Source organism: Pantoea sp. Acro-807 (assembly GCF_011752675.1).
GTDB classification, from domain to species: domain Bacteria; phylum Pseudomonadota; class Gammaproteobacteria; order Enterobacterales; family Enterobacteriaceae; genus Pantoea; species Pantoea eucrina.
In genome coordinates this window covers 1-25,839 of sequence record NZ_VWXE01000012.1, presented here as the reverse complement: position 1 = coordinate 25,839, position 25,839 = coordinate 1, and the positions used below count along the sequence as shown (strand labels likewise).

Genomic DNA, 25,839 nt, shown 5'->3' with positions numbered 1-25,839 from the left:
AAGCCCGTAGGCTTGTGATATCAATCCTGCGAGTGCCCACACAGATTGTCTGATAAATTGTTAAAGAGCGGTGCAGCCAGCGCCTTAAGCGTCTGCTGCGAGGTGGCGTATATTACGCTTTCCTCCTTCGGAGTCAACCACTTTTTTCAGCGTTTTCTCCGGCGGAAGTTCTTACCGAATCTTCCTGTCGACGCCGTTTCCGTAAGCCGGTGTGCCGTGTCGATGGAGGCGCATTATAGGGAGTTCTTCCGGGCTGACAAGCGTTAAATTCACGAAAAATGACTGTTCGCTGCATTCCTCAGCAAAAGGGGGCTTTATACCCTGTTACACACAAAGTTATCCACAAAACAGCAGCCAGACAAATTTAAGCGAGCATCGCGCAAACGTTTTCGCTACAATGCCCGGCGACGTCAGGGATGCCCCTTTTGGGGCGTTACATGAGGCAAACGCGCTATCTTCTCTGATAAGGTGCGCTTTCGGCCTGATGTAACGCTCTTATTTACGCGAAACAAAGCCAAGGGATAAAACCACCATGCAACAACGTCGTCCTGTACGCCGCGCTCTGCTCAGTGTCTCTGATAAAGCCGGTATCCTCGAATTTGCTCATGCTCTCTCACAACGGGGCGTCGAGCTGCTCTCCACAGGTGGCACTGCACGTTTGCTGGCAGATGCAGGCCTGCCCGTCATCGAAGTGTCTGACTACACCGGTTTCCCGGAAATGATGGATGGACGCGTTAAGACTCTGCATCCCAAAGTACATGGCGGCATCCTTGGTCGTCGCGGTACCGATGACGCGATTATGGCAGAACACGCTATCAATCCGATTGATATGGTGGTGGTTAACCTCTATCCCTTTGCGCAGACCGTGGCTAAGCCTGACTGCTCGCTGGAAGATGCAGTCGAAAATATCGATATCGGCGGGCCAACCATGGTGCGCTCAGCGGCTAAGAATCATAAAGATGTGGCGATTGTGGTTAAGAGCAGCGACTACACCAGCATCATTGCAGAGATGGATGCCAGTGATAATGCGCTGACGCCGGAGACGCGTTTTGATCTGGCAATTAAAGCGTTTGAGCACACCGCCGCTTACGACAGCATGATTGCAAACTACTTTGGCACGCTGGTTCCTGCTTATCATGGCGAAACCCGCGCACCCGCCGGTCGCTTCCCGCGCACCCTGAATCTCAACTTCATTAAGAAGCAGGATATGCGTTATGGCGAGAACAGCCATCAGGATGCCGCCTTCTATATAGAAGAAGAGATTGCAGAAGCCTCGGTAGCCACTGCGCAGCAGCTGCAGGGCAAGGCACTCTCTTACAATAATATTGCAGATACCGATGCCGCACTGGAGTGCGTAAAAGCGTTCGACGAACCTGCCTGTGTGATCGTCAAACACGCCAACCCGTGTGGCGTAGCGGTGGGGGCATCTATCCTTGATGCTTACGAACGCGCTTATCAGACTGACCCGACCTCTGCTTTTGGCGGCATTATCGCGTTTAACCGCGAGCTGGATGAGGCGACTGCACAGGCGATTATCAGCCGTCAGTTTGTTGAAGTAATTATTGCACCTTCTGCCAGTGACGCGGCGCTGCAGGTGACGGCAGCAAAACAGAACGTGCGCGTGCTGATCTGCGGTCAATGGCAGCAGCCGGTTGCCAGCCTGGACTTCAAACGGGTCAACGGTGGTCTGCTGGTACAGGATCGCGACCTCGGGATGATCACCGCCGACCAGCTTCGCGTGGTCACGCAGCGTCAGCCAACTGAGCAGGAGCTGCGTGACGCACTGTTCTGCTGGAAAGTCGCCAAGTTTGTTAAATCCAATGCCATTGTTTACGCCCGCGACAACATGACCATCGGTATAGGCGCCGGTCAGATGAGCCGCGTTTATTCGGCCAAAATTGCCGGTATTAAGGCGAGCGATGAGGGGCTGGAGGTCACAGGCTCAGCAATGGCGTCCGATGCCTTCTTCCCGTTCCGTGATGGTATCGATGCTGCTGCCGCTGCCGGCGTCAGCTGTGTCATCCAGCCCGGTGGTTCTATCCGCGATGAAGAGGTGATTGCTGCTGCAGATGAACACGGCATCGCGATGATCTTTACCGATATGCGCCATTTCCGCCATTAACAGCTGGAGCAGCAATAATGAAAATTTTAGTAATTGGTAATGGCGGACGCGAGCACGCGCTGGCGTGGAAAGCGTCACAGTCACCGCTGGCTGAAACCGTGTTTGTTGCACCGGGTAACGCAGGCACCGCGCTGGAGCCGGCCCTGCAGAATGTGGCCATCAGCGCGACTGATATCCCTGCCCTGCTCGCGTTTGCGCAGCAGGAGCAGATCGACCTGACGATCGTCGGTCCGGAAGCACCGCTGGTAATTGGCGTGGTCGATGCCTTCCGCGCCGCCGGGCTGAAGATCTTTGGTCCGACGCAGGCGGCCGCACAGCTGGAAGGCTCGAAAGCCTTTACCAAGGATTTTCTGGCGCGCCAGCAGATCCCGACCGCTGAATATCAGAACTTTACCGAGGTGGAACCCGCGCTGGCTTACCTGCGCGAGAAAGGTGCGCCCATTGTTATCAAAGCCGATGGTCTGGCTGCAGGTAAAGGCGTAATTGTCGCGATGACGCTGGCCGAAGCGGAAGCGGCAGTTCAGGATATGCTGGCGGGTAATGCGTTTGGCGATGCCGGCCATCGTATCGTGATTGAAGAGTTTCTTGACGGCGAAGAAGCCAGCTTTATTGTCATGGTGGATGGCGACCACGTGCTGCCGATGGCAACCAGCCAGGATCATAAACGCGCTGGCGATGGCGACACCGGACCCAACACCGGCGGCATGGGAGCCTATTCACCGGCTCCGGTGGTGACTGATGAGATCCACCAGCGCGTGATGGACCAGATCATCTGGCCAACCGTGAACGGTATGAAAGCGGAAGGCAATACCTATACCGGTTTCCTGTATGCCGGACTGATGATCGACAAAGCGGGTCAGCCAAAGGTCATTGAATTTAACTGCCGCTTTGGCGATCCGGAGACGCAGCCCATTATGCTGCGGCTGAACTCCGATCTGGTGGCTCTCTGCCTGGCAGCGGTCGATGGCACCCTGGATACGCAGAGCTCAGAGTGGGATCCGCGCCCTGCACTGGGTGTCGTGCTGGCTGCAGGCGGCTATCCGGGCAGCTACCGTACCGGCGATCAGATCCACGGTCTGCCGCTTGAAGCCGTGCCGGAAGGTAAAGTGTTCCATGCCGGCACCACGCTGCAGGACGATCGGGTTGTCACCAGCGGCGGCCGCGTGCTGTGCGTTACCGCACTGGGTGAAGATGTCGCCGCCGCGCAGCGCAACGCCTACGCGCTGGCAGAGACTATCTCCTGGGACGGCTGCTTCTGCCGTCGCGACATCGGCTATCGCGCCATCAATCGCTGATAGTCGCGGGGCACCCTGCTGTGCCCCGTCTTCTTTAGCCGCTCAGATCGCTCTCTGTCGGCTGCCAGCTGCACTCATCCTCTGCGGTAACGCGCAATATCTGGATCCCCTCCGGCGCTTCGAGCCATGACACCATCAGCGGCTGAGACCCCTGCTGCTGCTGCGTCAGGCGCCTCAGCGTTTCACTGTCGAACGCGACATTTTGCAGGTTACCCGCACAGTCGCGTACCCGATTGCCGCCCAGCCAGTGTCCCTGCTGCAATAATACCCGGCCGCTCAGCAGCGCATTGCTCTGGGCCAGCATACGCTGTGCGTCAAAGCGATAGAGCGCGACGGCATCATCACTCAGCGCTTCACGCCGTCCTGCCAGCTGCCGCTGCATAAAATTGAGGTTGCCCTGGTGATCAAAACGCAGCGTGACGTCATCGGGCTGCTCGCCGGTAAGATGGCGTTCCACGCTCAGCAGCGTCTCGTGTTGCCAGATATAGTCTGTTGTTTCGCGCATGGGCGTGCTGAAAGGGTTATAAACGGTACGCAGGTGGATAAGATCGTGGTCGCTGTTTTTACGCCAGATGCGGACCGCGCCGCGATCGGCGAGGTAGCCGCTGGCGGTAAATGCCGGGAGATCAGGCGTGGCGCTGCAGCCGGAAAGCAGGACAGCACAGAGCAGGATACGGATGCGCCGGAAAAGCGTATTCGGCATAGCAGGCTCCGGTAACAAAAAGGGGCGAAATCGCCCCTCTTCTAAAGCTAAACCGCAAGGCGGAAAACTTACTTAACTGCGTCTTTCAGTGCTTTACCAGAAACGAAAGCTGGTACGTTTGCTGCAGCGATTTTGATCTCTTTGCCAGTCTGTGGGTTACGACCGGTACGCTCAGCGCGGTGGTTCACTTTAAAAGTACCAAAACCAACCAGTTGTACAGCATCACCTTCTTTCAGAGACTCAGTGATCGCAGCCAGGGTAGATTCCAGCGCAGCTTTAGCCTGGGTTTTAGACAGGTCCGCTTTTTCTGCGATCACATCAATCAGTTGAGTCTTGTTCATAAGTTATCCTTAAAGTGTATTTATCGCTTGCTAAGCAACGAGTGCGAGGGAAAAGCCATATTCTGGCACTCTTCAGCCTGCACGCACCGATAGCCACAATTTTCAGCCCCCCAAATGTAGACCAGACAGGGGGCTAATGTGAAGCCTCCAGGCGCGCTAATTCAGGCCTGGAGTCACGTTTTATCGCCTTACTGCTGAAAATTTATACCGATGTTACTGATTCCGGCTTCGCGCAGGTCAGAACGCAGTCCTTTGATCAGCTCAAGGTCGCGCTCTTCGCACTCAGCGAGCAGGCGAAAAATCTCCCACTGCATATCCCATTCATCAATCACCGCCTGGTTTTCACGCAGCTCTTCGTCGCTCATTTCGCGTCCTGCCTGCGTCATTTCCAGAATAGCCACGGTGGTGATAGATGTACGACTCACCTCAATCGCGTGCTCCAGCGTTTCACCGCTCAGCATCGCGTGCAGCACTTCGCTCAGTGCTACGCAGGCATCGATGGCCGGATGAACACCGTAAACATCGAAATCATCGCCAGCCGGGATCGCCTCTTCCAGTTTCTCCAGCTGACTGTCGAAATTGATTTTGGCATCTTTCACCGTCAGGCTTTCCCATACCAGATCAAGAATACGGCGATAGAGCTGAGGATCGGCAAATCCGGTCTGTTCGCAGAAGGCCCAGTAATTAGGGAACATCCGCTCGCATAAACAGGCCATGAAGGTCATATGCTGCCAGCTTTCCAGCTTCGCCAGACGCAAATGCACGGGGTTCTGTAACATCAAACTTACTCTCAATAGGTTAGCTGGCGGCAGTGTACCGCAAAAGGCGCAGACAAACAGCGTCAGCGCGCATTTTGCCACTTCACAAATGCAGGCCGCCCTGAGGCGACCGCATCTGCCCAGCGCGTAGGCTCCGGCAAACGGTAGCCGCCCATGCAGGCCTCAACCCAGTGCAGCGCGCTGTCCAGGCTGACACGGTGTCCGGTAGAGATAAACAGCGGGTTACAGCGCGCTTTGCTGCGCCACACCCAGGCAAGCTGCTCACCTTTATCCATCAGCGGCTGCCGGCTACCGGGTGCGGCGTCCAGATCGGCAAAGCGTCCACACAGCCGCTTTTTGGCTACGCCGATAGTGGGAATATCCAGCATCGAACCAAAATGTGCCGCCACGCCGAGGCGCCTGGGGTGCGAGATGCCGTGCCCGTCCACAAACAGCAGGTCGGGCTGCTGCGTCAGCTGCTGCCAGGCCGCCTGCAGCGCAGGGATTTCCCGAAACGAGAGAAAGCCCGGAATATAGGGCATGGTGGTAGGAATGCGCGCAATGCGATGCTCCACCAGCGTAAGTGAGGGGTACTCCAGGATGACGATAGCAGCGCGCGTTACCTCGCCGCCCTGCTCAAATCCGACATCAGCGCCGCCGATAAAGCGCGGCGGCAGAACGTCAAAATCGTCCTGCCGCACCACGTTAGCAGCCAGCGCCAGCTGTTCCTGACGTAATGCGGCTAAATCCATGCTTATTCCTGATGGTATTGACGTGAAAGACGATGCACCGCCTCAACGAACACACCTGCGTGCTCTGGCGGCACATCCTGATGGATACCGTGCCCGAGGTTAAATACGTGTCCTTCACCCTGGCCAAACCCGGCAAGAATGGTGGCCACCTCCTCTTCAATACGGGCAGGCGGCGCATAAAGCATAGACGGGTCCATGTTACCCTGCAGCGCAACCTGGTGACCCACGCGGCGACGCGCCTCGGCCATATCCATGGTCCAGTCCAGCCCCAGCGCATCACAGCCGGTGGCAGCCATCGCCTCCAGCCACTGTCCACCGCCTTTGGTAAAGAGCGTGACCGGGACGCGCCGGCCTTCATTCTCACGCACCAGACCTTCCACAATTTTATGCATGTAGTTCAGCGAAAAATCGCGGTAGTCGCGTCCGGTCAGCACGCCACCCCAGGTATCGAAGATCATAACCGACTGCGCACCCGCTTTGATCTGCGCATTAAGGTAGAGGATCACGCTGTCCGCCAGCTTATCCAGCAGCGTGTGCAGCGTGTGCGGTTCGGCATACATCATCTTTTTGATTTTGGTAAATGCCTTGCTGCTGCCGCCCTCAACCATATAGGTGGCCAGCGTCCACGGGCTGCCGGAAAAGCCAATCAGCGGGACGGCCCCCCTGAGATTGCGGCGGATGGTCCGTACCGCATTCATCACATAACCCAGCTCCTGCTCCGGATCGGGCACCGGCAGGTTATCAACATCGGCACGACAGGTAATCGGACGGGAGAAGCGCGGACCTTCGCCGGTTTCAAAATAGAGTCCCAGCCCCATTGCATCCGGGATGGTTAAAATATCGCTGAAGAGGATCGCTGCATCCAGCGGATAGCGGCGCAGCGGCTGCAGCGTCACTTCACACGCCAGCTCAGCATTTTTACACAGCGACATAAAATCACCGGCTTCAGCGCGCGTGGCTTTGTATTCCGGTAAATAGCGTCCGGCCTGACGCATCATCCAGACCGGGGTAATATCTACAGGCTGGCGCAGCAGGGCGCGCAGATAACGGTCGTTCTTCAGTTCACTCATAATGGGCTCTCTCATGCTAAGGGCGTCAGTGTAGCATTTTCATGCCACGCTGGCGCGACACAGCGCCACGGTGTCCTCAATCAGGCGCCGGGCCACGGTGCCTGGCGGCGGCAGCTGGGGCAGCGCATCAAAGCGATACCAGCCCGCATCCAGCAGCTCTTTTCCATCGTGCTGCAGCTCACCACCCTCATACTCCGCCATAAATGCCGTCATCAGCGAATGGGGAAATGGCCACGGCTGTGAGGTCACATAGCGCACGTTTTTTACCCGTACGTTACTCTCCTCCATGACCTCACGCGCCACTGCCTGCTCCAGCGTTTCGCCTACTTCAACGAAGCCGGCCAGCACCGTATAGATGCTGTTGCGATGGCGGGCGTGATTGGCCAGCAGGATCTCGTCGCCGCGGCGAATCGCCACAATGATGCAGGGCGCAATCTGCGGATAGTAACGTTCGCGGCAGTGGGTACAGAGGCAGGCAAACTCACGCGGGCTGATGCGCATTTCATGGCCGCAGTAGCCGCACCAGCGGTGGGAACGGTAAAATTCAGCCAGCTGCACCCCCCGGCCGGCGAGCTGAAACAGGCCGGTATCCTGATCGATAACCTGCCGGACCGAGCCCATATTTTCCGGGCGCGACGCCTGGATCAGCCAGACGTTTTCGCCCAGCCACTCACCGATAAGTATGCCGTGCTGGCCTGCAAGGCCAAAATCTGCCGCTAAGCCGTGCGGCAGCTCACCCTGCGGCAACCAAAGTTTCTGTTCAGAGCTGACAATCCACCAGCCAGCGTCTACGCTTGAGATCTCACGTTGCATCTTATTCGTTGTCCTTAGCGTCGCACGGCACGCTGAAAGTCTGATGTTAAGTGTAATGAACAACTATAACTCACCGGGAGCCTCATATGCTTACCCAGTTAGATAACCTGACCAGGCGTGTCGGTGGCGGTAATGAATTAGTCGATGCATGGTTACGTGCGCGTCGGCATTTGCTTGTCACTTATTATGAATTAATCGGCATTAAGCCTAATAAAGAGGCGCTGACGGCGCTGAATGAGCAGGCTCTGGATGACTTCTGCCACACGCTGGTGGACTATCTCTCAACCGGCCATTTCAGTATGTATGAGCGCATTATCAAAGATCTGCAGGGCGATAGCCCGCTGGTTGCTGCAGCGCATCTCTACCCGGCGCTTGAAAGCAATACCGATCGCATCATGCAGCTGTATGACAGTCATCTGCAGCAGGCGATTACCGATGAAAACTGCGTTGAGTTCCAGCGGGCGCTATCTGAAGTAGGCGAAACGCTGGCGTCACGCTTTTCTCTGGAAGATAAGCTGATTCAGATGGCGTGGGATAACCAGCTGGTTTCTCCGCCTGTTGCAAACGACAGCACTATTGCGCGTCCGGCCTGATCCTGCTGCAGTTGTAAAATCCTTGTTATTCCGTAAAAGCCCACTTATGCTGACCGGGCTTTTATTGTTTTAAACAGAAACACCTTGTCGGAGTGCCCCCCGGGGCTGAGACCGTTAATTCGGGATCCGCGGAACCTGATCAGGTTAGTACCTGCGAAGGGAACAAGAGTAGCTATTATCAGCGCGCGATTGGATTTTACCTGTCTGCAGGCGCTGTTACTCCTTCCGGACTCCGGACAAGCAACTTCCACTGACTTCAGGAATTTTGCTATGTCTGCTGCTAAACCTTCTCGTCGTGAACAGCGCGCGCAAGCGCAGGATTTTATCAACTCGCTGCAGGGCACTGCCTTTCCCAACTCACAGCGTATCTGGATCGCCGGCAGCCGCGCCGACATTCGCGTGCCGATGCGTGAAATCCAGCTCAGCCCCACCCATACCGGCGGCACCAAAGCGGACCCGCAGTACGAAATCAATGAGCCGGTTCCGGTCTATGACACCGCTGGCGCCTATGGCGATCCGCAGGCCACTATCGATGTGCATCAGGGACTGGCAAAGCTGCGCGCCGCGTGGATAGACGAGCGTGATGACAGTGAACCGGTTACGCAGCGCAGTTCCGCTTATACACAGCAGCGTCTGGCCGATGAGGGACTGGACCACCTGCGCTTTGAATCGCTGCCTTCTCCGCGCCGGGCAAAACCTGGCCGCTGCGTCACGCAGCTGTACTACGCCCGTCAGGGCATCGTGACGCCGGAGATGGAGTTTATTGCGATACGTGAAAATATGGGGCGCGAACGCATTCGTAGCGAAGTGCTGCTGCAGCAGCATCCGGGCGAAGCCTTTGGCGCGCACCTGCCGGCGAATATCACCGCAGAATTTGTGCGCGATGAAGTCGCCAGCGGGCGCGCCATTATTCCGTCAAATATCAACCACCCCGAATCGGAACCGATGATTATTGGCCGCAATTTTCTGGTGAAAATCAACGCCAATATCGGCAACTCTGCGGTCAGCTCCTCGATTGAAGAGGAGGTTGAAAAGCTGGTGTGGTCCACGCGCTGGGGTGCCGATACCGTGATGGACCTCTCCACAGGCCGCTACATTCATGAAACGCGCGAGTGGATCCTGCGCAACAGCCCGGTTCCCATTGGCACCGTCCCGATCTATCAGGCCCTGGAAAAGGTGAATGGCATCGCTGAAAACCTTAACTGGGAAATTTTCCGCGATACCCTGCTGGAGCAGGCGGAGCAAGGCGTCGACTACTTCACTATTCATGCCGGCGTGCTGCTGCGCTATGTGCCGATGACGGCCAGACGTCTGACCGGTATCGTGTCGCGCGGCGGCTCAATCATGGCGAAATGGTGTCTGTCACATCATCAGGAGAGTTTTCTCTATCAGCATTTCCGCGATATCTGTGAAATCTGCGCCGCTTATGACGTGGCCCTCTCGCTGGGCGATGGCCTGCGCCCGGGATCGATTCAGGATGCCAACGATGAGGCGCAGTTTGCAGAACTCAGAACGTTAGGCGAGCTGACCAAAATCGCCTGGGAGTATGACGTGCAGGTGATGATTGAAGGTCCGGGCCATATCCCGATGCAGATGATCCGGCGCAACATGACCGAGCAGCTCGACCACTGCCATGAAGCGCCCTTTTATACGCTTGGCCCGCTGACCACCGATATCGCACCGGGCTATGACCACTTCACCTCCGGTATTGGCGCGGCGATGATTGGCTGGTTTGGCTGCGCCATGCTCTGCTATGTAACGCCTAAAGAGCACCTCGGGCTGCCCAATAAAGAGGATGTCAAGCAGGGGCTTATTACCTACAAGATCGCCGCGCACGCCGCCGATCTGGCCAAAGGGCATCCGGGGGCGCAGATCCGCGATAATGCTATGTCCAAAGCGCGCTTTGAATTCCGCTGGGAAGATCAGTTTAACCTCGCGCTGGATCCGCATACTGCCCGCGCCTACCACGATGAGACGCTGCCGCAGGAATCGGGCAAAGTCGCGCACTTCTGTTCTATGTGCGGGCCGAAGTTCTGCTCAATGAAAATTACCCAGGAAGTGCGGGAGTTTGCGGCGCGCCAGCAGGCTGAGGCACAGCCGGTTGAAGTGGCTGAAGCGGGAATGGCAGAGATGTCTGAGACATTCCGCCGCCGCGGTGGTGAGCTCTATCATCCTGCTGATGCGATCGGTAAGGAGAAAGCATGACAACCGCGTTTGCTGCTACTGCCCCGCAGCTGGGGCTCTATCCGGTGGTTGACAGCGTCAGCTGGATCGAACGCCTGCTGGCCGCCGGGGTACGCACGATCCAGCTGCGCATCAAAGATCTGCCGGATCGGGACGCAGAAGATGCGGTGCGTGAAGCGATTGCGCTGGGCCGGCACTATCACGCACGGCTGTTCATTAATGATTACTGGCGTCTGGCCATTGCGCATCAGGCATACGGCGTACACCTGGGTCAGGAGGATCTGGAGGTGGCGGATCTGCAGGCGATTCAGCAGGCAGGCCTGCGGCTGGGCATCTCAACGCATGATGACGCAGAGCGGGAGCGCGCGGTGGCACTACGCCCCTCCTATATCGCACTGGGGCACATCTTCCCCACGCAAACCAAGCAGATGCCGTCTGCGCCACAGGGAGTGATCCGGCTACAGCAACACCTGCCGCATCTGCAGGGTATCCCTGCGGTCGCTATCGGCGGCATTTCACTGGCGCGCGTGCCTGAGGTGCTGGCGACCGGTGTCGGCAGCATTGCGGTTGTCAGCGCTATCACGCAGGCGACTGACTGGCGCGCGGCCACCGCTGAGCTGCTGCGGCTGGTTGGAAGCGGAACGCCGATCGCAGAGGCCTGAAAATTCGTGTAACCCGCGCAGAAATGGCGCAAGCCGGCCCGCAGGGGTAGCCAGCAGGCCTCGTCTGCGCGCCGGAAACCGTTACAGTACGTCTGCCCGCTGTGATTTGCAGCGGGCCAGGGCTGGTTCCCCTTCTCTCCCTCCAGCCCTGCCTTTCCGGTTTACTCCGCCAGCAGCTGCTCCGCCTGATGTCTGTCGCTACTGCACGCCTGCATGGCGCGCTCCACCGCCGTTCCCAGCCGCGCCAGCGCCTGCTCCGTCTGTTCATTCATGGGCAAGCCGTAATTGAGTCGCAGACAGTTACGGTATTTACCCGCAGCGGAAAACAGAGAACCCACGGCGACCTGCAGGCTGGCCTCGCGCAGCTCGGCATTAAGCCGCACCGCATCAAACGCCTCCGGCAGCTCAATCCACATCAGAAACCCACCCTGCGGGCGCGATACGCAGATGCCGCAGGGAAAGTAGTGCCGCACCCAGCAGCTGAACGTTTCATAGTTGCGCTGATACACCTGGCGCATACGGCGCAGGTGCGGGAGATAGTGGCCCTGGCGAATAAACTCCGCCACGGTGTGCTGCGGCAGCGTAGCCGTGGATCCGGTGCCGATATATTTCATATGCAGCACCCTGTCGCGATAGCGGCCCGGCGCCACCCAGCCCACCCGCAGCCCCGGTGCCAGCGTTTTTGAAAATGAGCTGCAGAGCAGCACGCGGCCATCCATGTCGAGCGATTTGAGCGTGACAGGACGCGGGTAGTCCCATGCCAGCTCGCCATAGACATCATCCTCTATGATGGCGGCATCAACCCGCTGCGCCAGCGCCAGCAGCGCCCGCTTGCGCGCTTCCGGCATAATAAAACCCAGCGGATTATTGCAGTTTGGCACCACCACTACGGCTTTGATTGGCCACTGCTCAAACGCCAGCTCCAGCGCCTCAAGACTGATCCCGGTGACTGAGTCGGTCGGGATTTCAATCACCCTGATCCCCAGTCCGCGCAATGTCTGCATCGTGCCATGAAACGCGGGCGACTCTACCGCAATGATGTCACCCGGCGCACAGACGGCGCGAATTGAAACCGACAGCGCCTCATGACAGCCGGTGGTGATCACAATATCCTCTGCCGTCAGCTGACAACCGCTGTCGATGGTCAGGCGCGCCACCTGCTCGCGCAGGGCGCTGACGCCGAGCAGACTGTCATAGTTGAGCAGTTCAGTCTGCTGTTTCTGCGCCAGCCGGCTCATGATTTTCCACAGCGGTTTCAGCGTGGGCTGCGTCAGATCGGGCATGCCGCTGCCCAGCTGCATCACGTCACCGCTGGTGCGGCTGCTGAGGAGTTCCAGCACGGAATCCCACTGCGTAACCTCTACCGGCCGCTGTACCGGGCGCGTCAGCGCAGGCACAGGCGGGGTCGCTTTATGCGTGGCAACAAAATAGCCGGATCGCGGCTGCGGTACGATCAGCTGCTTCTCTTCCAGCAGATGATACGCCTGCTGCACGGTGCTGATACTGACTCCATGCTCGCTACTCAGCGTGCGTACTGAGGGCAGGCGTTCACCGCTGCGATAAAGCCCCTGCTCAATCCGATCGGAGAGCAGGCAGGCCAGATGCTGATAGCGCGTCATTGTATGCTCCTGGTAACAAATCCATCTAAAAAAGCAGTACAGATCAGCGCTACTTTTAGCATTCAGATAGAGCAAAACGCAATCTGTATGGTTAATAAACCCTGAATTTGGGTCTGTATGGTTTTGACAGAAAAACGGACAATGCTGCTCAGATACCCCTGTTAAGGAGCGAGAGAATGGAATTTGATCAGAATCGTGCTGCAAAACCTTTCAGCGTAACGCTGCCAGACATGATCCGTGCGGCGCTGCGGATGCTGAAGCAGTGGCGTGCCCGACGCGCGACGCGTCAGGTACTGGCTCAGCTCAGCGACAACCAGCTGCGCGATATTGGCCTGACGCGCCACGAGGTAAAATGTAAGCGCTGAGCCTCAGGCAAAAAAAAACCCTGCCGGAGCAGGGTTTTTTATCATCGGTGCAGCAGACGATTACTCGTCGTTGTTGCCACCCAGACCAGCGTTTAGCAGCTCAGCCAGGCTTGCAGAGGCTTCATCCGCAGTAACCTGCGGTGTAACCGGCGCTTCACCCGCCTGACGGCGACGCATACGATCCTGATGGTAAGCATAACCGGTACCAGCCGGGATCAGACGACCCACGATAACGTTCTCTTTCAGGCCGCGCAGTTCATCGCGCTTGCCTGCTACTGCGGCTTCGGTCAGGACACGCGTGGTCTCCTGGAACGAGGCTGCAGAGATGAACGACTCGGTTGCCAGAGACGCTTTGGTAATACCCAGCAGATCGCGCGCATAGGTTGCGCCGATTTTGCCAGCGGTCTCCAGATCGCGGTTGGAGATCTTGATGCGGGAGACTTCTGCCTGCTCGCCTTCAAGGAACTCCGAGCTACCTGCGCTCATGATGGTCGCTTTACGCAGCATCTGACGTACGATGACTTCGATGTGCTTATCGTTAATCTTAACGCCCTGCAGGCGGTAAACTTCCTGCACTTCGTTAGTGATATAACGCGTTACCGCATGAACGCCACGCAGACGCAGGATGTCGTGTGGTGATTCCGGGCCGTCAGATACGACGTCACCGCGTTCCACGCGCTCACCTTCGAATACGTTAAGCTGACGCCACTTCGGAATCATCTCTTCGTACGGATCGCTGCCATCAACCGGTGTGATCACCAGACGACGCTTGCCTTTGGTCTCTTTACCGAAGGAGATAATACCGCTGATCTCCGCCAGAATAGCTGGCTCTTTCGGACGACGCGCTTCGAACAGATCCGCAACGCGCGGCAGACCACCGGTGATGTCCTTGGTACCGCCAGATTCCTGCGGAACACGCGCCAGGGTATCACCCGAGCTGATCTTCACGCCATCTTCCAGCTGCACAATCGCTTTACCTGGCAGGAAGTACTGAGCCGGCATGTCGGTGCCCGGGATCAGAACGTCGTTGCCGTTAGCATCAACGATTTTCAGCGCCGGACGCAGATCTTTACCGCCAGCAGTACGCTCTGCGGAATCCAGTACCACCAGCGATGACAGACCGGTAAGGTCGTCAGTCTGACGGGTAATGGTCTGACCGTCGATCATGTCGGTGAAGCGGATGAAACCACCCACTTCGGTGATTACCGGCATGGTGTGCGGATCCCAGTTTGCTACGGTTTCGCCCGCCGCAACCTGCTCGCCATCACCTTTCGCCATCACCGCACCGTAAGGCACTTTATAGCTCTCTTTGGTACGACCGAACTCGTCGATCATCTTCAGCTCAACGTTACGTGAAACGATAACCAGCTTCCCGGAGGAGTTGGTTACTGACTTCGCGTTGGTCAGCTTGATAGTACCTTTGTTCTTCACCTGAATGCTGGATTCAGCAGCCGCACGCGATGCCGCACCACCGATGTGGAACGTACGCATTGTCAGCTGAGTACCCGGCTCACCGATGGACTGTGCTGCGATAACGCCGATGGCCTCACCTTTGTTGATGATGTGACCACGAGCCAGATCGCGACCGTAGCAGTGTGCACACACACCGAAGTCGGTTTCACAGCTTACGACTGAACGCACTTTGATAACGTCAACGGAGTTCTCTTCCACCACGTCACACCAGTGCTCATCGATCAGCGTATTACGCGGGATCAGGATGTCAGCAGTGCCTGGCTTCAGAACGTCTTCAGCCGTTACACGACCCAGTACGCGCTCACGCAGCGGCTCTTTAACGTCGCCACCTTCGATAACCGGCGTCATCATGATGCCTTCGAACGTGCCACAGTCATCTTCGGTAACAACCAGATCCTGCGCCACGTCAACCAGACGACGGGTCAGATAACCGGAGTTTGCCGTTTTCAGTGCGGTATCGGCCAGACCTTTACGCGCACCGTGCGTCGAGATGAAGTACTGCAGTACGTTCAGGCCTTCACGGAAGTTTGCCGTGATAGGCGTCTCGATGATGGAGCCATCTGGCTTCGCCATCAGACCACGCATACCTGCCAGCTGACGAATCTGTGCTGCAGAACCACGCGCACCGGAGTCGGCCATCATGTAGATGCTGTTGAACGAGACCTGCTGCTCTTCTTCGCCGTTACGGTTGATAACGGTTTCCGTCTGCAGGTTATCCATCATCGCTTTAGAGACGCGTTCGTTGGCAGCGGCCCAGATATCGATGACTTTGTTATAACGTTCACCCGCCGTAACCAGACCAGACTGGAACTGCTCCTGAATTTCAGCCACTTCAGCTTCAGCTTCAGCGATGATTTCCGCTTTCTTAGCCGGGATAACCATATCGTCGATACCGACTGATGCACCTGAACGGGCTGCATAGGCGAAACCGGTGTACATGGTCTGGTCAGCAAAGATAACGGTCGGCTTCAGGCCCAGAATGCGGTAACAGGTGTTCAGCATTTTGGAGATCGCTTTCTTACCCAGCGCCTGGTTGACGATGGAGTAAGGCAGACCTTTCGGTACGATCATCCACAGAATCGCACGGCCAATGGTCGTGTCGATCAGGCTGGTTTTCGCAACGAGCTCTTCCTGTTCGTTTTTCGCATATTCTGTAATACGCACTTTAACGCGGGCGTGCAGCTCAGCCAGGCCAGCGCGATAAACACGCTCAGCTTCTTTCGGGCCGGTCAGCACCATGCCTTCGCCTTTGGCGTTTACTTTGTCGCGGGTCATATAGTACAGACCCAGAACAACGTCCTGTGAAGGAACGATGATTGGCTCACCGTTCGCTGGCGACAGGATGTTGTTGGTCGACATCATCAGCGCACGCGCTTCCAGCTGAGCTTCCAACGTCAGCGGTACGTGTACCGCCATCTGGTCACCATCGAAGTCGGCGTTATAGGCCGCACAGACCAGCGGGTGCAGCTGGATCGCTTTACCTTCGATCAGAACCGGTTCAAACGCCTGGATGCCGAGACGGTGCAGCGTTGGTGCACGGTTCAGCAGTACCGGGTGTTCGCGGATCACTTCATCCAGGATATCCCAGACAACCGCTTCTTCGCGCTCAACCATTTTCTTGGCTGCTTTGATGGTGGTAGCAAGACCACGCAGTTCCAGCTTGCCGTAGATGAACGGTTTGAACAGCTCCAGTGCCATTTTCTTCGGCAGACCGCACTGATGCAGACGCAGGTATGGACCCACGGTGATAACCGAACGACCGGAGTAGTCAACGCGTTTACCCAGCAGGTTCTGACGGAAACGACCCTGCTTACCTTTGATCATGTCAGCCAGCGATTTCAGCGGACGCTTGTTAGAACCGGTGATGGCACGACCGCGACGGCCGTTATCCAGCAGGGCATCTACCGCTTCCTGCAGCATACGCTTTTCGTTGCGCACGATGATATCTGGCGCAGCCAGATCCAGCAGACGCTTCAGACGGTTGTTACGGTTGATCACGCGACGATAGAGATCGTTGAGATCTGACGTTGCGAAACGACCACCATCCAGCGGTACCAGCGGACGCAGATCTGGCGGCAGAACCGGCAGAACGGTCAGGATCATCCACTCTGGCTTGTTGCCAGACTGCACGAACGCTTCCAGCAGCTTGATACGCTTGGTCAGCTTTTTACGCTTGGTCTCAGAGTTAGTCTCGTTCAGCTCTTCGCGCAGCTGCTCGCACTCTTGCTCCAGATCCATATTTTTCAGCAGTGCCTGGATCGCTTCCGCACCCATCTTCGCGTCAAATTCGTCACCGAACTCTTCCAGCGCGTCAAGATACTGCTCTTCCGTCAGGATCTGACGTTTTTCCAGGTTGGTCATGCCGCCTTCGATAACCACATAGGATTCGAAGTAAAGTACGCGCTCAATGTCACGCAGTGGCATATCCAGCAGCAGGCCGATGCGGGACGGCAGCGACTTCAGGAACCAGATGTGTGCAGTAGGTGAAGCCAGCTCGATGTGACCCATACGCTCACGGCGTACTTTGGTCTGCGTCACTTCAACGCCGCACTTCTCGCAGATAACACCGCGATGCTTCAGGCGCTTGTACTTACCGCACAGGCACTCGTAGTCTTTAACCGGTCCGAAGATACGGGCACAGAAAAGACCGTCACGCTCTGGCTTGAAGGTACGGTAGTTAATGGTTTCCGGCTTTTTAACTTCACCAAAAGACCAGGAACGGATCATGTCTGGCGAAGCCAGAGCAATTTTGATCGCATCAAACTCTTCGGTTTTAGTTTGCGCTTTCAGAAACTTAAGTAAGTCTTTCACGGATTAGCTCCCGTCGGAGTGGAACTCTCAGGGACGCGCACCCGGAGTGCGCGTCCCATAACCAGTACTTGCGAGTGCTTACTCGTCTTCCAGCTCGATGTTGATACCCAGCGAGCGGATCTCTTTCAACAGTACGTTGAAGGATTCCGGCATGCCCGGTTCCATCTGATGGTTGCCATCGACGATGTTTTTATACATCTTCGTACGGCCGTTGACGTCATCAGACTTAACGGTAAGCATTTCCTGCAGGGTATACGCGGCACCGTATGCTTCCAGTGCCCACACTTCCATCTCACCGAAGCGCTGACCACCGAACTGCGCCTTACCACCCAGCGGCTGCTGAGTAACGAGGCTGTAGGAGCCGGTCGAACGGGCGTGCATCTTGTCATCAACCAGGTGGTTCAGTTTCAGCATGTACATGTAACCTACGGTTACCTGACGCTCAAACTGCTCACCGGTACGGCCATCAAACAGCGTAATCTGACCAGAAGAAGGCAGGCCGCCGAGCTGCAGCAGCTCTTTGATCTCGCTCTCTTTCGCACCGTCGAACACTGGCGTGGCGATTGGCATACCTTTTTTCAGGTTCTCTGCCAGACGCAGCACTTCATCGTCCGAGAAGGTGTTCAGATCAACTTTCTGACGCACGTCGGTGCCCAGATCGTAAGCACGCTGGATAAACTCACGCAGTTTGGCGACTTCTTCCTGCTTCTTCAGCATCGCATTGATCTTCTCACCAATGCCTTTCGCCGCCATACCCAGGTGGGTTTCCAGAATCTGACCGATGTTCATACGCGATGGTACGCCCAGCGGGTTCAGTACGATGTCAACCGGCGTGCCGTTTTCGTCATAAGGCATATCTTCGATCGGGTTGATCTTAGAGATAACACCTTTGTTACCGTGACGGCCTGCCATTTTGTCACCAGGCTGGATCTGACGTTTAACGGCCAGATAAACCTTAACGATCTTCAGCACGCCTGGTGCCAGATCGTCGCCCTGGGTGATTTTGCGACGCTTCGCTTCGAGTTTCTTCTCAAACTCGTGCTTCAGCTCATCATACTGTCCGGCCAGCTGCTCGAGAGTGTTCTGCTTCTCTTCGTCAGTCAGGCCCAGTTCCAGCCAGCGCTCGCGCGGCAGCTTGTCCAGCTTGTCCGCTTCAACGCCGCCCGCGATCAGCACAGCCTGGATACGGCTGAACAGACCCGCTTCAAGGATCTGCAGTTCTTCAGACAGGTCTTTCTTCGCCTGCTTCAGCTGCATCTCTTCGATTTCCAGCGCGCGCTTATCTTTTTCCACGCCATCGCGGGTAAAGACCTGCACATCGATAACGGTACCAGAGACGCCATTCGGTACGCGCAGCGACGAGTCTTTCACGTCGGACGCTTTTTCACCGAAGATAGCGCGCAGCAGTTTCTCTTCTGGCGTCAGCTGGGTTTCACCTTTAGGCGTTACCTTACCGACCAGAATGTCACCACCGGTTACTTCTGCACCGATATAGACGATACCGGATTCATCCAGCTTGGAGAGCGCAGCTTCGCCGACGTTCGGGATGTCAGCGGTGATCTCTTCCGGCCCCAGTTTGGTGTCACGGGACACGCAAGCCAGTTCCTGAATGTGGATCGTGGTGAAACGGTCTTCCTGAACCACACGCTCTGAGACGAGGATGGAGTCTTCGAAGTTGTAACCGTTCCATGGCATGAACGCCACGCGCATGTTCTGACCCAGCGCCAGCTCACCCAGATCGGTGGATGGACCATCTGCCAGCACGTCACCGCGCTCGATTGGCTCACCCAGAGAGACACACGGCATCTGGTTGATACAGGTGTTCTGGTTTGAACGGGTGTACTTGGTCAGGTTGTAGATGTCGATACCGGCTTCGCCTGCGTACATCTCTTCTTCGTTAACTTTGATAACGATACGGGATGCATCTACATACTGTACGGTACCACCACGTTTCGCGACGGCAGTTACACCGGAGTCAACCGCTACTGCACGTTCCATACCGGTACCTACCAGCGGCTTATCAGCGCGCAGAGTCGGGACCGCCTGACGTTGCATGTTCGCACCCATCAGGGCGCGGTTAGCATCATCGTGTTCCAGGAACGGGATCAGTGACGCACCGACAGAAACCACCTGCTGGGTGGAAACGTCCATGTAGTCAACCTGATCGCGGCTGAACAGGCTCGATTCACCTTTGCTACGGCAGGTGACGAGATCGTCAACAAAGCTACCATCATCAGCAAGGTTGGTGTTCGCCTGAGCGATAACGTAGTTACCCTCTTCAATCGCAGAGAGGTAATGAATTTCGTCACTCACTTTGCCATCAACAACGCGACGGTATGGTGTCTCAAGGAAACCATATTCGTTGGTCTGCGCGTAGACAGAGAGTGAGTTGATCAGGCCGATGTTCGGGCCTTCCGGCGTTTCGATTGGACATACGCGACCGTAGTGAGTCGGGTGTACGTCACGCACTTCAAAGCCAGCACGCTCACGGGTCAGACCGCCTGGGCCCAGAGCAGAAATACGACGCTTATGCGTAATTTCAGACAGCGGGTTGTTCTGGTCCATAAACTGAGACAGCTGGCTGGAACCAAAGAACTCTTTTACTGCGGCTGAAATCGGCTTGGCGTTAATCATGTCCTGCGGCATCAGCGTATCGAGATCGCCCAGTGACAGACGCTCTTTCACTGCACGCTCAACGCGAACCAGACCTACGCGGAACTGGTTCTCAGCCATCTCACCGACAGAACGGATACGACGGTTACCAAGGTGATCGATGTCATCCACTTCGCCGATACCGTTACGGATACCGATCAGCTTCTTCATCACCTCGATGATATCTTCTTTGCTCAGGATACCTGAACCTTCGATCTCATCACGCAGCAGAGAACGGTTGAACTTCATGCGGCCGACCGCAGAGAGATCGTAACGATCTTCAGAGAAGAACAGGTTCTCGAACAGGTTTTCCGCTGCTTCACGCGTTGGCGGCTCGCCCGGACGCATCATGCGGTAGATCTCAACCAGCGCGCTCAGGCGATCGTTGGTTGGGTCAACACGCAGGGTCTCGGAGATATAAGGGCCGTGATCCAGATCGTTGGTGAACAGGGTTTCGATGCGCTTGTGGCCCGACTGGCTCAGTTTTGCCAGCAGATCCAGTGACAGTTCCATGTTAGCCGGAACAATCAGCTCACCGGTGTTCAGATCGATGTAGTCTTTAGCAACGACTTTACCGGCGATATATTCAACCGGGACTTCGATATGCTGAACGCTATCTTTTTCCAGCTGGCGAATATGACGCGCAGTGATGCGACGACCTTTCTCAACGTAGACCGTGCCGTTGGCTTCGATATCGAAGGAAGCCGTTTCGCCACGCAGGCGCTCAGGCACCAGTTCCATCTGCAGCTTGTTGTCGCGGATTTCAAAGACCACTTTTTCGAAGAACAGATCGAGGATCTGCTCAGTGGTGTATTCCAGGGCGCGCAGGATGATACTGGCCGGCAGCTTACGACGACGGTCAATACGGACGAACAGGTTATCTTTTGGATCGAACTCGAAGTCGAGCCATGAACCACGGTAAGGGATGATACGTGCGTTATAAAGCACTTTACCGGAAGAGTGCGTTTTACCCTTATCGCTGTCAAAGAACACGCCAGGACTACGATGCAGCTGAGAAACGATAACACGCTCAGTACCATTGATAACAAAGGTACCGTTGTCAGTCATGAGTGGAATTTCACCCATGTAGACTTCTTGTTCTTTGATGTCTTTAACGGTGCCTTCCGGCGCTTCGCGCTCGTAGATCACCAGACGCAGTTTCACGCGCAGCGGTGCCGAATAGGTCACGCCACGGATCTGACATTCAGTTACGTCAAAGACCGGCTCACCCAGGCGATAGCTGACATACTGCAATTCAGAGTTGCCGCTGTAGCTCGCGATTGGGAACACGGAACGGAAGGCTGCTTCCAGACCGTATTGGCCTTCTGGATCTTGCTCGATGAACTTCTGAAACGAGTCAAGCTGGATAGAAAGGAGATAGGGAACATCCAGAACTTGTGGACGTTTACCAAAATCCTTACGAATACGTTTTTTCTCGGTATAGGAGTAAACCATAGGGTTCCTCAGCTAGCTGACAAGTCGACCCACGCTGTCCGTCCTGACGGGACAGTTATGCAACACTATTTTTGTTTTTCATGCGATGCGTGGCACCCCATGCAATACATCTTTCTATCACTCTTAAATCATTTCATCGCTATTGTGCCGGCAGGGAACCTTCACAGGAGAGCGGTATATTAAGGCGTCGATAGAAAAAGATATTGAAGAGAAACAATGGATAAACAGTGCGAAACGCCATCGTTCCCCTGTAGCGCAAAAAGGCTGGTGACCAAAAAGCCACCAGCCATCAGCCCGATTACTCAGACTGCAACCCTAAGGTTGTCTTACTTAACTTCAACTTCAGCGCCAGCTTCTTTCAGAGCAGCTTCAAGTGCAGCTGCGTCATCTTTGCTGATGCCTTCTTTGATCACGCCAGTCGCTTCAACCAGATCTTTGGCTTCTTTCAGGCCCAGACCAGTTGCAGTACGTACTGCTTTGATTACTGCTACTTTGTTCGCGCCAACTGCTTTCAGCACAACGTCGAACTCAGTTTTCTCTTCAACAGCTTCAGCCGGGCCAGCAGCTACAGCTACAGCAGCAGCAGCAGAAACGCCGAATTTTTCTTCCATAGCAGAAACCAGCTCAACTACTTCCATTACGGACATAGCTGCAACGGCTTCCAGGATTTGATCTTTAGTGATAGACATGTCGATTGTTCCTAAAATTCACAAAAAGTTTATACGTAAGCAGGTACGAAGGAAAAGAAAGAGGCCTTAAGCCGCTTCTTTTGCATCGCGTACAGCAGCCAGAGTGCGAACCAGTTTGCCAGCAGCGGCTTCTTTCATGGTCGACATCAGACGTGCCAGTGCTTCTTCGTAAGTCGGCAGAGTTGCCAGACGGTCAATATTGGCCGCCGTGATCAGCTCACCTTCAAAGGCTGCAGCTTTGACCTCAAATTTTGCATTCGCTTTCGCGAACTCTTTGAACAGACGAGCAGCAGCGCCCGGGTGTTCCATAGAGTATGCAATCAGGGTCGGACCAACAAACGTGTCTTTCAGGCACTCGAAAGGAGTACCTTCAACGACGCGGCGCAGCAGGGTGTTGCGAACAACACGCATGTAAACGCCAGCTTCACGACCTGCTTTACGCAGTTCAGTCATTTTATCAACGGTAACGCCACGGGAATCCGCAACAACCGCTGAAAGCGCGCCTTTGGCTACTTCGCTAACTTCAGCAACAATCGCTTGTTTGCCTTGAAGATTTAATGCCATTAGCTTTGCTCCTGGATTTGACCGGGAAAAATTTCCCGGAACTCACTTCACCTGACTGCCCGAAAGCAGCAGGCGCTATTACACGGTGAGCAGAATCCAGTGAAGAAATAAATCTTTTTGGTTCTGTCACCGTCTACGCAGGATATTAAGCAGAGTTTCCGAAGAAAGTTCCGCTCCTGCGGTCTTGGACGGAGGCCAGGATTAGGCCTGGCTCCAACCTTAGCCACTGTATTTTAATGCGTTACCGCATTAAGCCGCAGCGGCTATGAATTTGGGTTCTGAGAACAGTGTTCATTCAGAACAACGGGCGTAAGATTCTAGATGAATTTTTCGCCCGTTTCAAGCAGCAATTAGTTTGCTACTGCGTTCAGACCAGCCTGGTCAACGGCAACGCCGGCGCCCATGGTGGTAGAGATGCTGACTTTCTTGATGTACACGCCTTTAGCCTGAGCAGGTTTTGCTTTTTTCAGCGCGACCAGCAGAGATTCCAGGTTTTCTTTCAGTTTGTCAGTATCGAAGTCCACTTTACCGATGGTAGTGTGGATGATGCCGTTTTTGTCGTTACGATAACGAACCTGACCCGCTTTAGCGTTCTTAACCGCTTCAGCAACGTTTGGCGTTACAGTACCAACTTTCGGGTTTGGCATCAGACCACGTGGGCCCAGAACCTGGCCCAGCTGGCCAACAACGCGCATTGCATCCGGAGATGCGATAACGACGTCAAAGTTCATTTCGCCTTTTTTGATCTGATCGGCCAGATCTTCCATACCTACCAGCTCAGCGCCAGCTGCTTTAGCAGCTTCAGCGTTTGCGCCCTGGGTAAAGACAGCAACACGTACTGAACGACCAGTACCGTGTGGCAGAACGGTTGCACCGCGTACGTTCTGATCAGATTTACGTGCATCGATGCCGAGGTTAACAGCAACGTCTACGCTTTCTGTGAATTTGGCAGTAGCCAGTTCTTTCAGCAGAGCAACAGCTTCGTTGATGTCGTACTGTTTAGTTGCATCAACTTTGTCACGGATCACGCGCATGCGCTTGGTCAGCTTAGCCATTTCTTAATCCTCCACTACCAGGCCCATGGAACGAGCAGTACCTTCGATAGAGCGAGTCATCGCTTCTACGTCAGCACCAGTCATGTCCGCAGCTTTGGTTTCTGCGATTTCACGTACCTGAGCACGAGTTACTTTACCGACTTTGTCTTTGTTCGGCTTACCAGAACCAGACTTGATGCCCGCTGCTTTTTTCAGCAGTACGGCAGCCGGAGGCGTTTTGGTAACGAAGGTGAAAGAACGGTCGCTATATACAGTGATAACAACTGGAGTAGGCAGGCCTTTCTCCAGAGATTCTGTTTTGGCGTTAAACGCTTTACAGAATTCCATGATGTTAACACCCTGCTGACCCAGAGCCGGACCAACCGGTGGGCTCGGGTTAGCCATACCAGCTGCAACCTGCAGCTTAACGTAGGCTTGTACTTTCTTGGCCATGATAATTCCTCTATTGGGTATAGCGCCTGAAAACAGGCTCCCCGTGGTAACGATTTACCCGCCGTTGCCAGCGTGTAAAAACAAAAGGCGCGAAATTATAGGTAAATTTCGCGCCTTCTGCAAGAGTCAAAAAGTGAACAAAAGGGTTAACCTTTCTCCACCTGAGCAAAATCAAGCTCAACCGGTGTTGCACGACCAAAGATAGAAACCGACACTTTCAGGCGGCTCTTCTCATAGTCAACTTCTTCGACCACGCCGTTGAAGTCAGCAAACGGACCGTCGTTGACGCGTACCATCTCGCCTGGCTCAAACAGCGTTTTCGGACGCGGCTTATCACCTACCTGCTGCAGGCGGTTCATAATCGCATCAACTTCTTTGTCACTGATTGGTGCAGGACGGTCAGATGTACCGCCAATGAAGCCCATTACACGCGGTACACTGCGCACCAGGTGCCAGCTGGCGTCATTCATCACCATCTGTACCAGGACGTAGCCAGGGAAGAATTTGCGCTCGCTTTTGCGACGCTGACCGCCACGGATTTCAACGACTTCTTCAGTCGGCACCATGACGTCACCAAACAGTTCTTCCATGTTGTGCAGTTTGATATGCTCTTGCAGCGACTTCGCTACGCGGGCTTCAAAACCGGAGAACGCCTGAACGACGTACCAGCGTTTTTTTGGAGCTTCAGACATCTCAGAACCTCAGGCCAGTAATAAACGATACCAGACGGACCAGAATACCATCCAGCCCCCACAAAATCAGTGACATCACGGCCGTAACCGCGGCAACGATTAGCGTGGTATGTAAGGTTTCCTGACGGGTTGGCCAGATAACCTTGCGCATTTCGGTTCTTGCTTCACGAGCAAAAGCCACGGTTGCTTTACCTTTGATAGTCAGTAAAGCGATGCCACCCGCAGCAGCGATCAGCACTACTACAGCCAGCGCACGTAAGGGCAGCGTAATATCGCGATAGAGATAGTTACCCACAATGGCAACCAGCAGTAACGCAATCACAGCTACCCACTTTATCGCTTCCAGGCCGCGCCCGCTCCCTTGAGCTTCGGTATTCGCACTCATAAACCAACCTGCCACAATAATTCAGAAACTATTCTGCCCCGCGTATAGGCGAGGCATCCAAACCGAATGAGCTGTTGGGCATAACTCGGTCTCCAGCGCTGTAAAACAGAGCCTGTCTCAGCAATGATTATGATTGAAAATCACTGATGAGCCAGGTTCTAAGTGACAGCGTGCAAAAAGGGCATCAAATGATGCCCTTTTCATGCGCATTGCGTCAAATACTATCGCAATTAAGCGATAACAGAAGCAACAACGCCCGCGCCAACGGTACGGCCGCCTTCGCGGATTGCGAAGCGCAGACCCTGGTCCATCGCGATTGGGTGGATCAGGGTAACAACCATCTTGATGTTGTCG

21 protein-coding genes, 1 pseudogene and 1 riboswitch are annotated in these 25,839 nt (G+C 55.3%); of the genes and pseudogenes, 6 read left to right on the top strand and 16 right to left on the bottom strand.

Annotated features, from left to right (window positions below):
* The first annotated feature begins 532 nt into the window (after nt 1-532).
* Together purH and purD are read left to right on the top strand one after the other, a co-directional pair.
* A complete protein-coding gene (gene purH / locus F3J39_RS18340) occupies nt 533-2,122 on the top strand; it encodes a bifunctional phosphoribosylaminoimidazolecarboxamide formyltransferase/IMP cyclohydrolase (protein ID WP_104086159.1) in 1,590 nt (529 codons plus the stop codon).
* A gap of 17 nt (nt 2,123-2,139) precedes the next feature.
* The gene (gene purD / locus F3J39_RS18335; RefSeq protein WP_104086160.1) at nt 2,140-3,417 is read left to right on the top strand and encodes a phosphoribosylamine--glycine ligase; all 1,278 of its coding nucleotides are present in this window, start codon (nt 2,140-2,142) and stop codon (nt 3,415-3,417) included.
* 34 nt (nt 3,418-3,451) lie between these two features.
* On the opposite strand, the gene F3J39_RS18330 is transcribed toward purD, so the two are convergent.
* The 6 genes from F3J39_RS18330 to nudC all read right to left on the bottom strand — a co-directional run bounded on the left by F3J39_RS18330 (nt 3,452) and on the right by nudC (nt 7,854).
* Nucleotides 3,452-4,120, bottom strand: coding sequence for a DUF1481 domain-containing protein (locus F3J39_RS18330; protein ID WP_166714575.1), 669 nt, complete (start codon nt 4,118-4,120; stop codon nt 3,452-3,454).
* 68 nt (nt 4,121-4,188) lie between these two features.
* Nucleotides 4,189-4,461 carry a nucleoid-associated protein HU-alpha gene (gene hupA, locus F3J39_RS18325; protein ID WP_006121511.1) on the bottom strand — a complete coding sequence of 91 codons (273 nt, stop codon included), beginning with the start codon at nt 4,459-4,461 and terminating at the stop codon, nt 4,189-4,191.
* A 188-nt stretch (nt 4,462-4,649) separates the two neighbouring features.
* Nucleotides 4,650-5,240, bottom strand: a complete 591-nt coding sequence (locus F3J39_RS18320; RefSeq protein WP_039381849.1) for a YjaG family protein — start codon at nt 5,238-5,240, stop codon at nt 4,650-4,652.
* A 62-nt stretch (nt 5,241-5,302) separates the two neighbouring features.
* The gene (gene nfi, locus F3J39_RS18315) at nt 5,303-5,971 is read right to left on the bottom strand and encodes a deoxyribonuclease V (protein ID WP_065648610.1); all 669 of its coding nucleotides are present in this window, start codon (nt 5,969-5,971) and stop codon (nt 5,303-5,305) included.
* A 2-nt stretch (nt 5,972-5,973) separates the two neighbouring features.
* A complete protein-coding gene (hemE, locus tag F3J39_RS18310) occupies nt 5,974-7,041 on the bottom strand; it encodes a uroporphyrinogen decarboxylase (RefSeq protein WP_104086163.1) in 1,068 nt (355 codons plus the stop codon).
* A gap of 39 nt (nt 7,042-7,080) precedes the next feature.
* Nucleotides 7,081-7,854: an NAD(+) diphosphatase gene (nudC, locus tag F3J39_RS18305; RefSeq protein ID WP_094112098.1), complete on the bottom strand. Its 774-nt coding sequence runs from the start codon at nt 7,852-7,854 to the stop codon at nt 7,081-7,083.
* An 86-nt stretch (nt 7,855-7,940) separates the two neighbouring features.
* On the opposite strand from nudC, the gene rsd reads away from it, so the two are divergent.
* The 3 genes from rsd to thiE all read left to right on the top strand — a co-directional run bounded on the left by rsd (nt 7,941) and on the right by thiE (nt 11,293).
* Nucleotides 7,941-8,447, top strand: coding sequence for a sigma D regulator (gene rsd / locus F3J39_RS18300; protein WP_094112097.1), 507 nt, complete (start codon nt 7,941-7,943; stop codon nt 8,445-8,447).
* A 78-nt stretch (nt 8,448-8,525) separates the two neighbouring features.
* Nucleotides 8,526-8,626: riboswitch (TPP riboswitch) on the top strand.
* A 91-nt stretch (nt 8,627-8,717) separates the two neighbouring features.
* Nucleotides 8,718-10,652, top strand: coding sequence for a phosphomethylpyrimidine synthase ThiC (thiC, locus tag F3J39_RS18295; RefSeq protein WP_039381840.1), 1,935 nt, complete (start codon nt 8,718-8,720; stop codon nt 10,650-10,652).
* The gene (gene thiE / locus F3J39_RS18290; protein ID WP_104086164.1) at nt 10,649-11,293 is read left to right on the top strand and encodes a thiamine phosphate synthase; all 645 of its coding nucleotides are present in this window, start codon (nt 10,649-10,651) and stop codon (nt 11,291-11,293) included. The genes thiC and thiE overlap by 4 nt, the downstream gene beginning before the upstream one ends.
* Nucleotides 11,294-11,454: 161 nt before the next feature.
* Here the strand turns inward: thiE and F3J39_RS18285 are convergent, their stop codons facing one another.
* Nucleotides 11,455-12,912: a PLP-dependent aminotransferase family protein gene (locus tag F3J39_RS18285; RefSeq protein ID WP_094112094.1), complete on the bottom strand. Its 1,458-nt coding sequence runs from the start codon at nt 12,910-12,912 to the stop codon at nt 11,455-11,457.
* Nucleotides 12,913-13,088: 176 nt separating this feature from the next.
* Between F3J39_RS18285 and F3J39_RS18280 the strand changes: the two genes are divergently transcribed.
* Nucleotides 13,089-13,277 (top strand): DUF1127 domain-containing protein, encoded by a 189-nt coding sequence (locus F3J39_RS18280; RefSeq protein ID WP_104086165.1) that lies wholly within the window; start codon nt 13,089-13,091, stop codon nt 13,275-13,277.
* A gap of 60 nt (nt 13,278-13,337) precedes the next feature.
* On the opposite strand, the gene rpoC is transcribed toward F3J39_RS18280, so the two are convergent.
* The 9 genes and pseudogenes from rpoC to tuf form a co-directional block, all read right to left on the bottom strand.
* Nucleotides 13,338-17,561 carry a DNA-directed RNA polymerase subunit beta' gene (gene rpoC / locus F3J39_RS18275; protein WP_104086166.1) on the bottom strand — a complete coding sequence of 1,408 codons (4,224 nt, stop codon included), beginning with the start codon at nt 17,559-17,561 and terminating at the stop codon, nt 13,338-13,340.
* Nucleotides 17,562-17,639: 78 nt separating this feature from the next.
* Nucleotides 17,640-21,668, bottom strand: coding sequence for a DNA-directed RNA polymerase subunit beta (gene rpoB, locus F3J39_RS18270; protein WP_039381834.1), 4,029 nt, complete (start codon nt 21,666-21,668; stop codon nt 17,640-17,642).
* 326 nt (nt 21,669-21,994) lie between these two features.
* Nucleotides 21,995-22,357, bottom strand: coding sequence for a 50S ribosomal protein L7/L12 (rplL, locus tag F3J39_RS18265; RefSeq protein WP_009092660.1), 363 nt, complete (start codon nt 22,355-22,357; stop codon nt 21,995-21,997).
* Nucleotides 22,358-22,423: 66 nt separating this feature from the next.
* Nucleotides 22,424-22,921, bottom strand: a complete 498-nt coding sequence (gene rplJ / locus F3J39_RS18260; RefSeq protein WP_039381830.1) for a 50S ribosomal protein L10 — start codon at nt 22,919-22,921, stop codon at nt 22,424-22,426.
* A gap of 350 nt (nt 22,922-23,271) precedes the next feature.
* Entirely contained in the window at nt 23,272-23,976 is a 705-nt protein-coding gene (gene rplA / locus F3J39_RS18255; protein ID WP_039381829.1) for a 50S ribosomal protein L1, read from the bottom strand.
* Nucleotides 23,977-23,979: 3 nt separating this feature from the next.
* Nucleotides 23,980-24,408: a 50S ribosomal protein L11 gene (rplK, locus tag F3J39_RS18250; RefSeq protein ID WP_013507401.1), complete on the bottom strand. Its 429-nt coding sequence runs from the start codon at nt 24,406-24,408 to the stop codon at nt 23,980-23,982.
* A 146-nt stretch (nt 24,409-24,554) separates the two neighbouring features.
* Nucleotides 24,555-25,100: a transcription termination/antitermination protein NusG gene (gene nusG, locus F3J39_RS18245; protein ID WP_039381825.1), complete on the bottom strand. Its 546-nt coding sequence runs from the start codon at nt 25,098-25,100 to the stop codon at nt 24,555-24,557.
* Nucleotide 25,101: 1 nt separating this feature from the next.
* Nucleotides 25,102-25,485: a preprotein translocase subunit SecE gene (gene secE, locus F3J39_RS18240; protein WP_039381824.1), complete on the bottom strand. Its 384-nt coding sequence runs from the start codon at nt 25,483-25,485 to the stop codon at nt 25,102-25,104.
* Nucleotides 25,486-25,715: 230 nt separating this feature from the next.
* A pseudogene (gene tuf / locus F3J39_RS18235) lies at nt 25,716-25,839 on the bottom strand (elongation factor Tu); the annotation flags it as partial.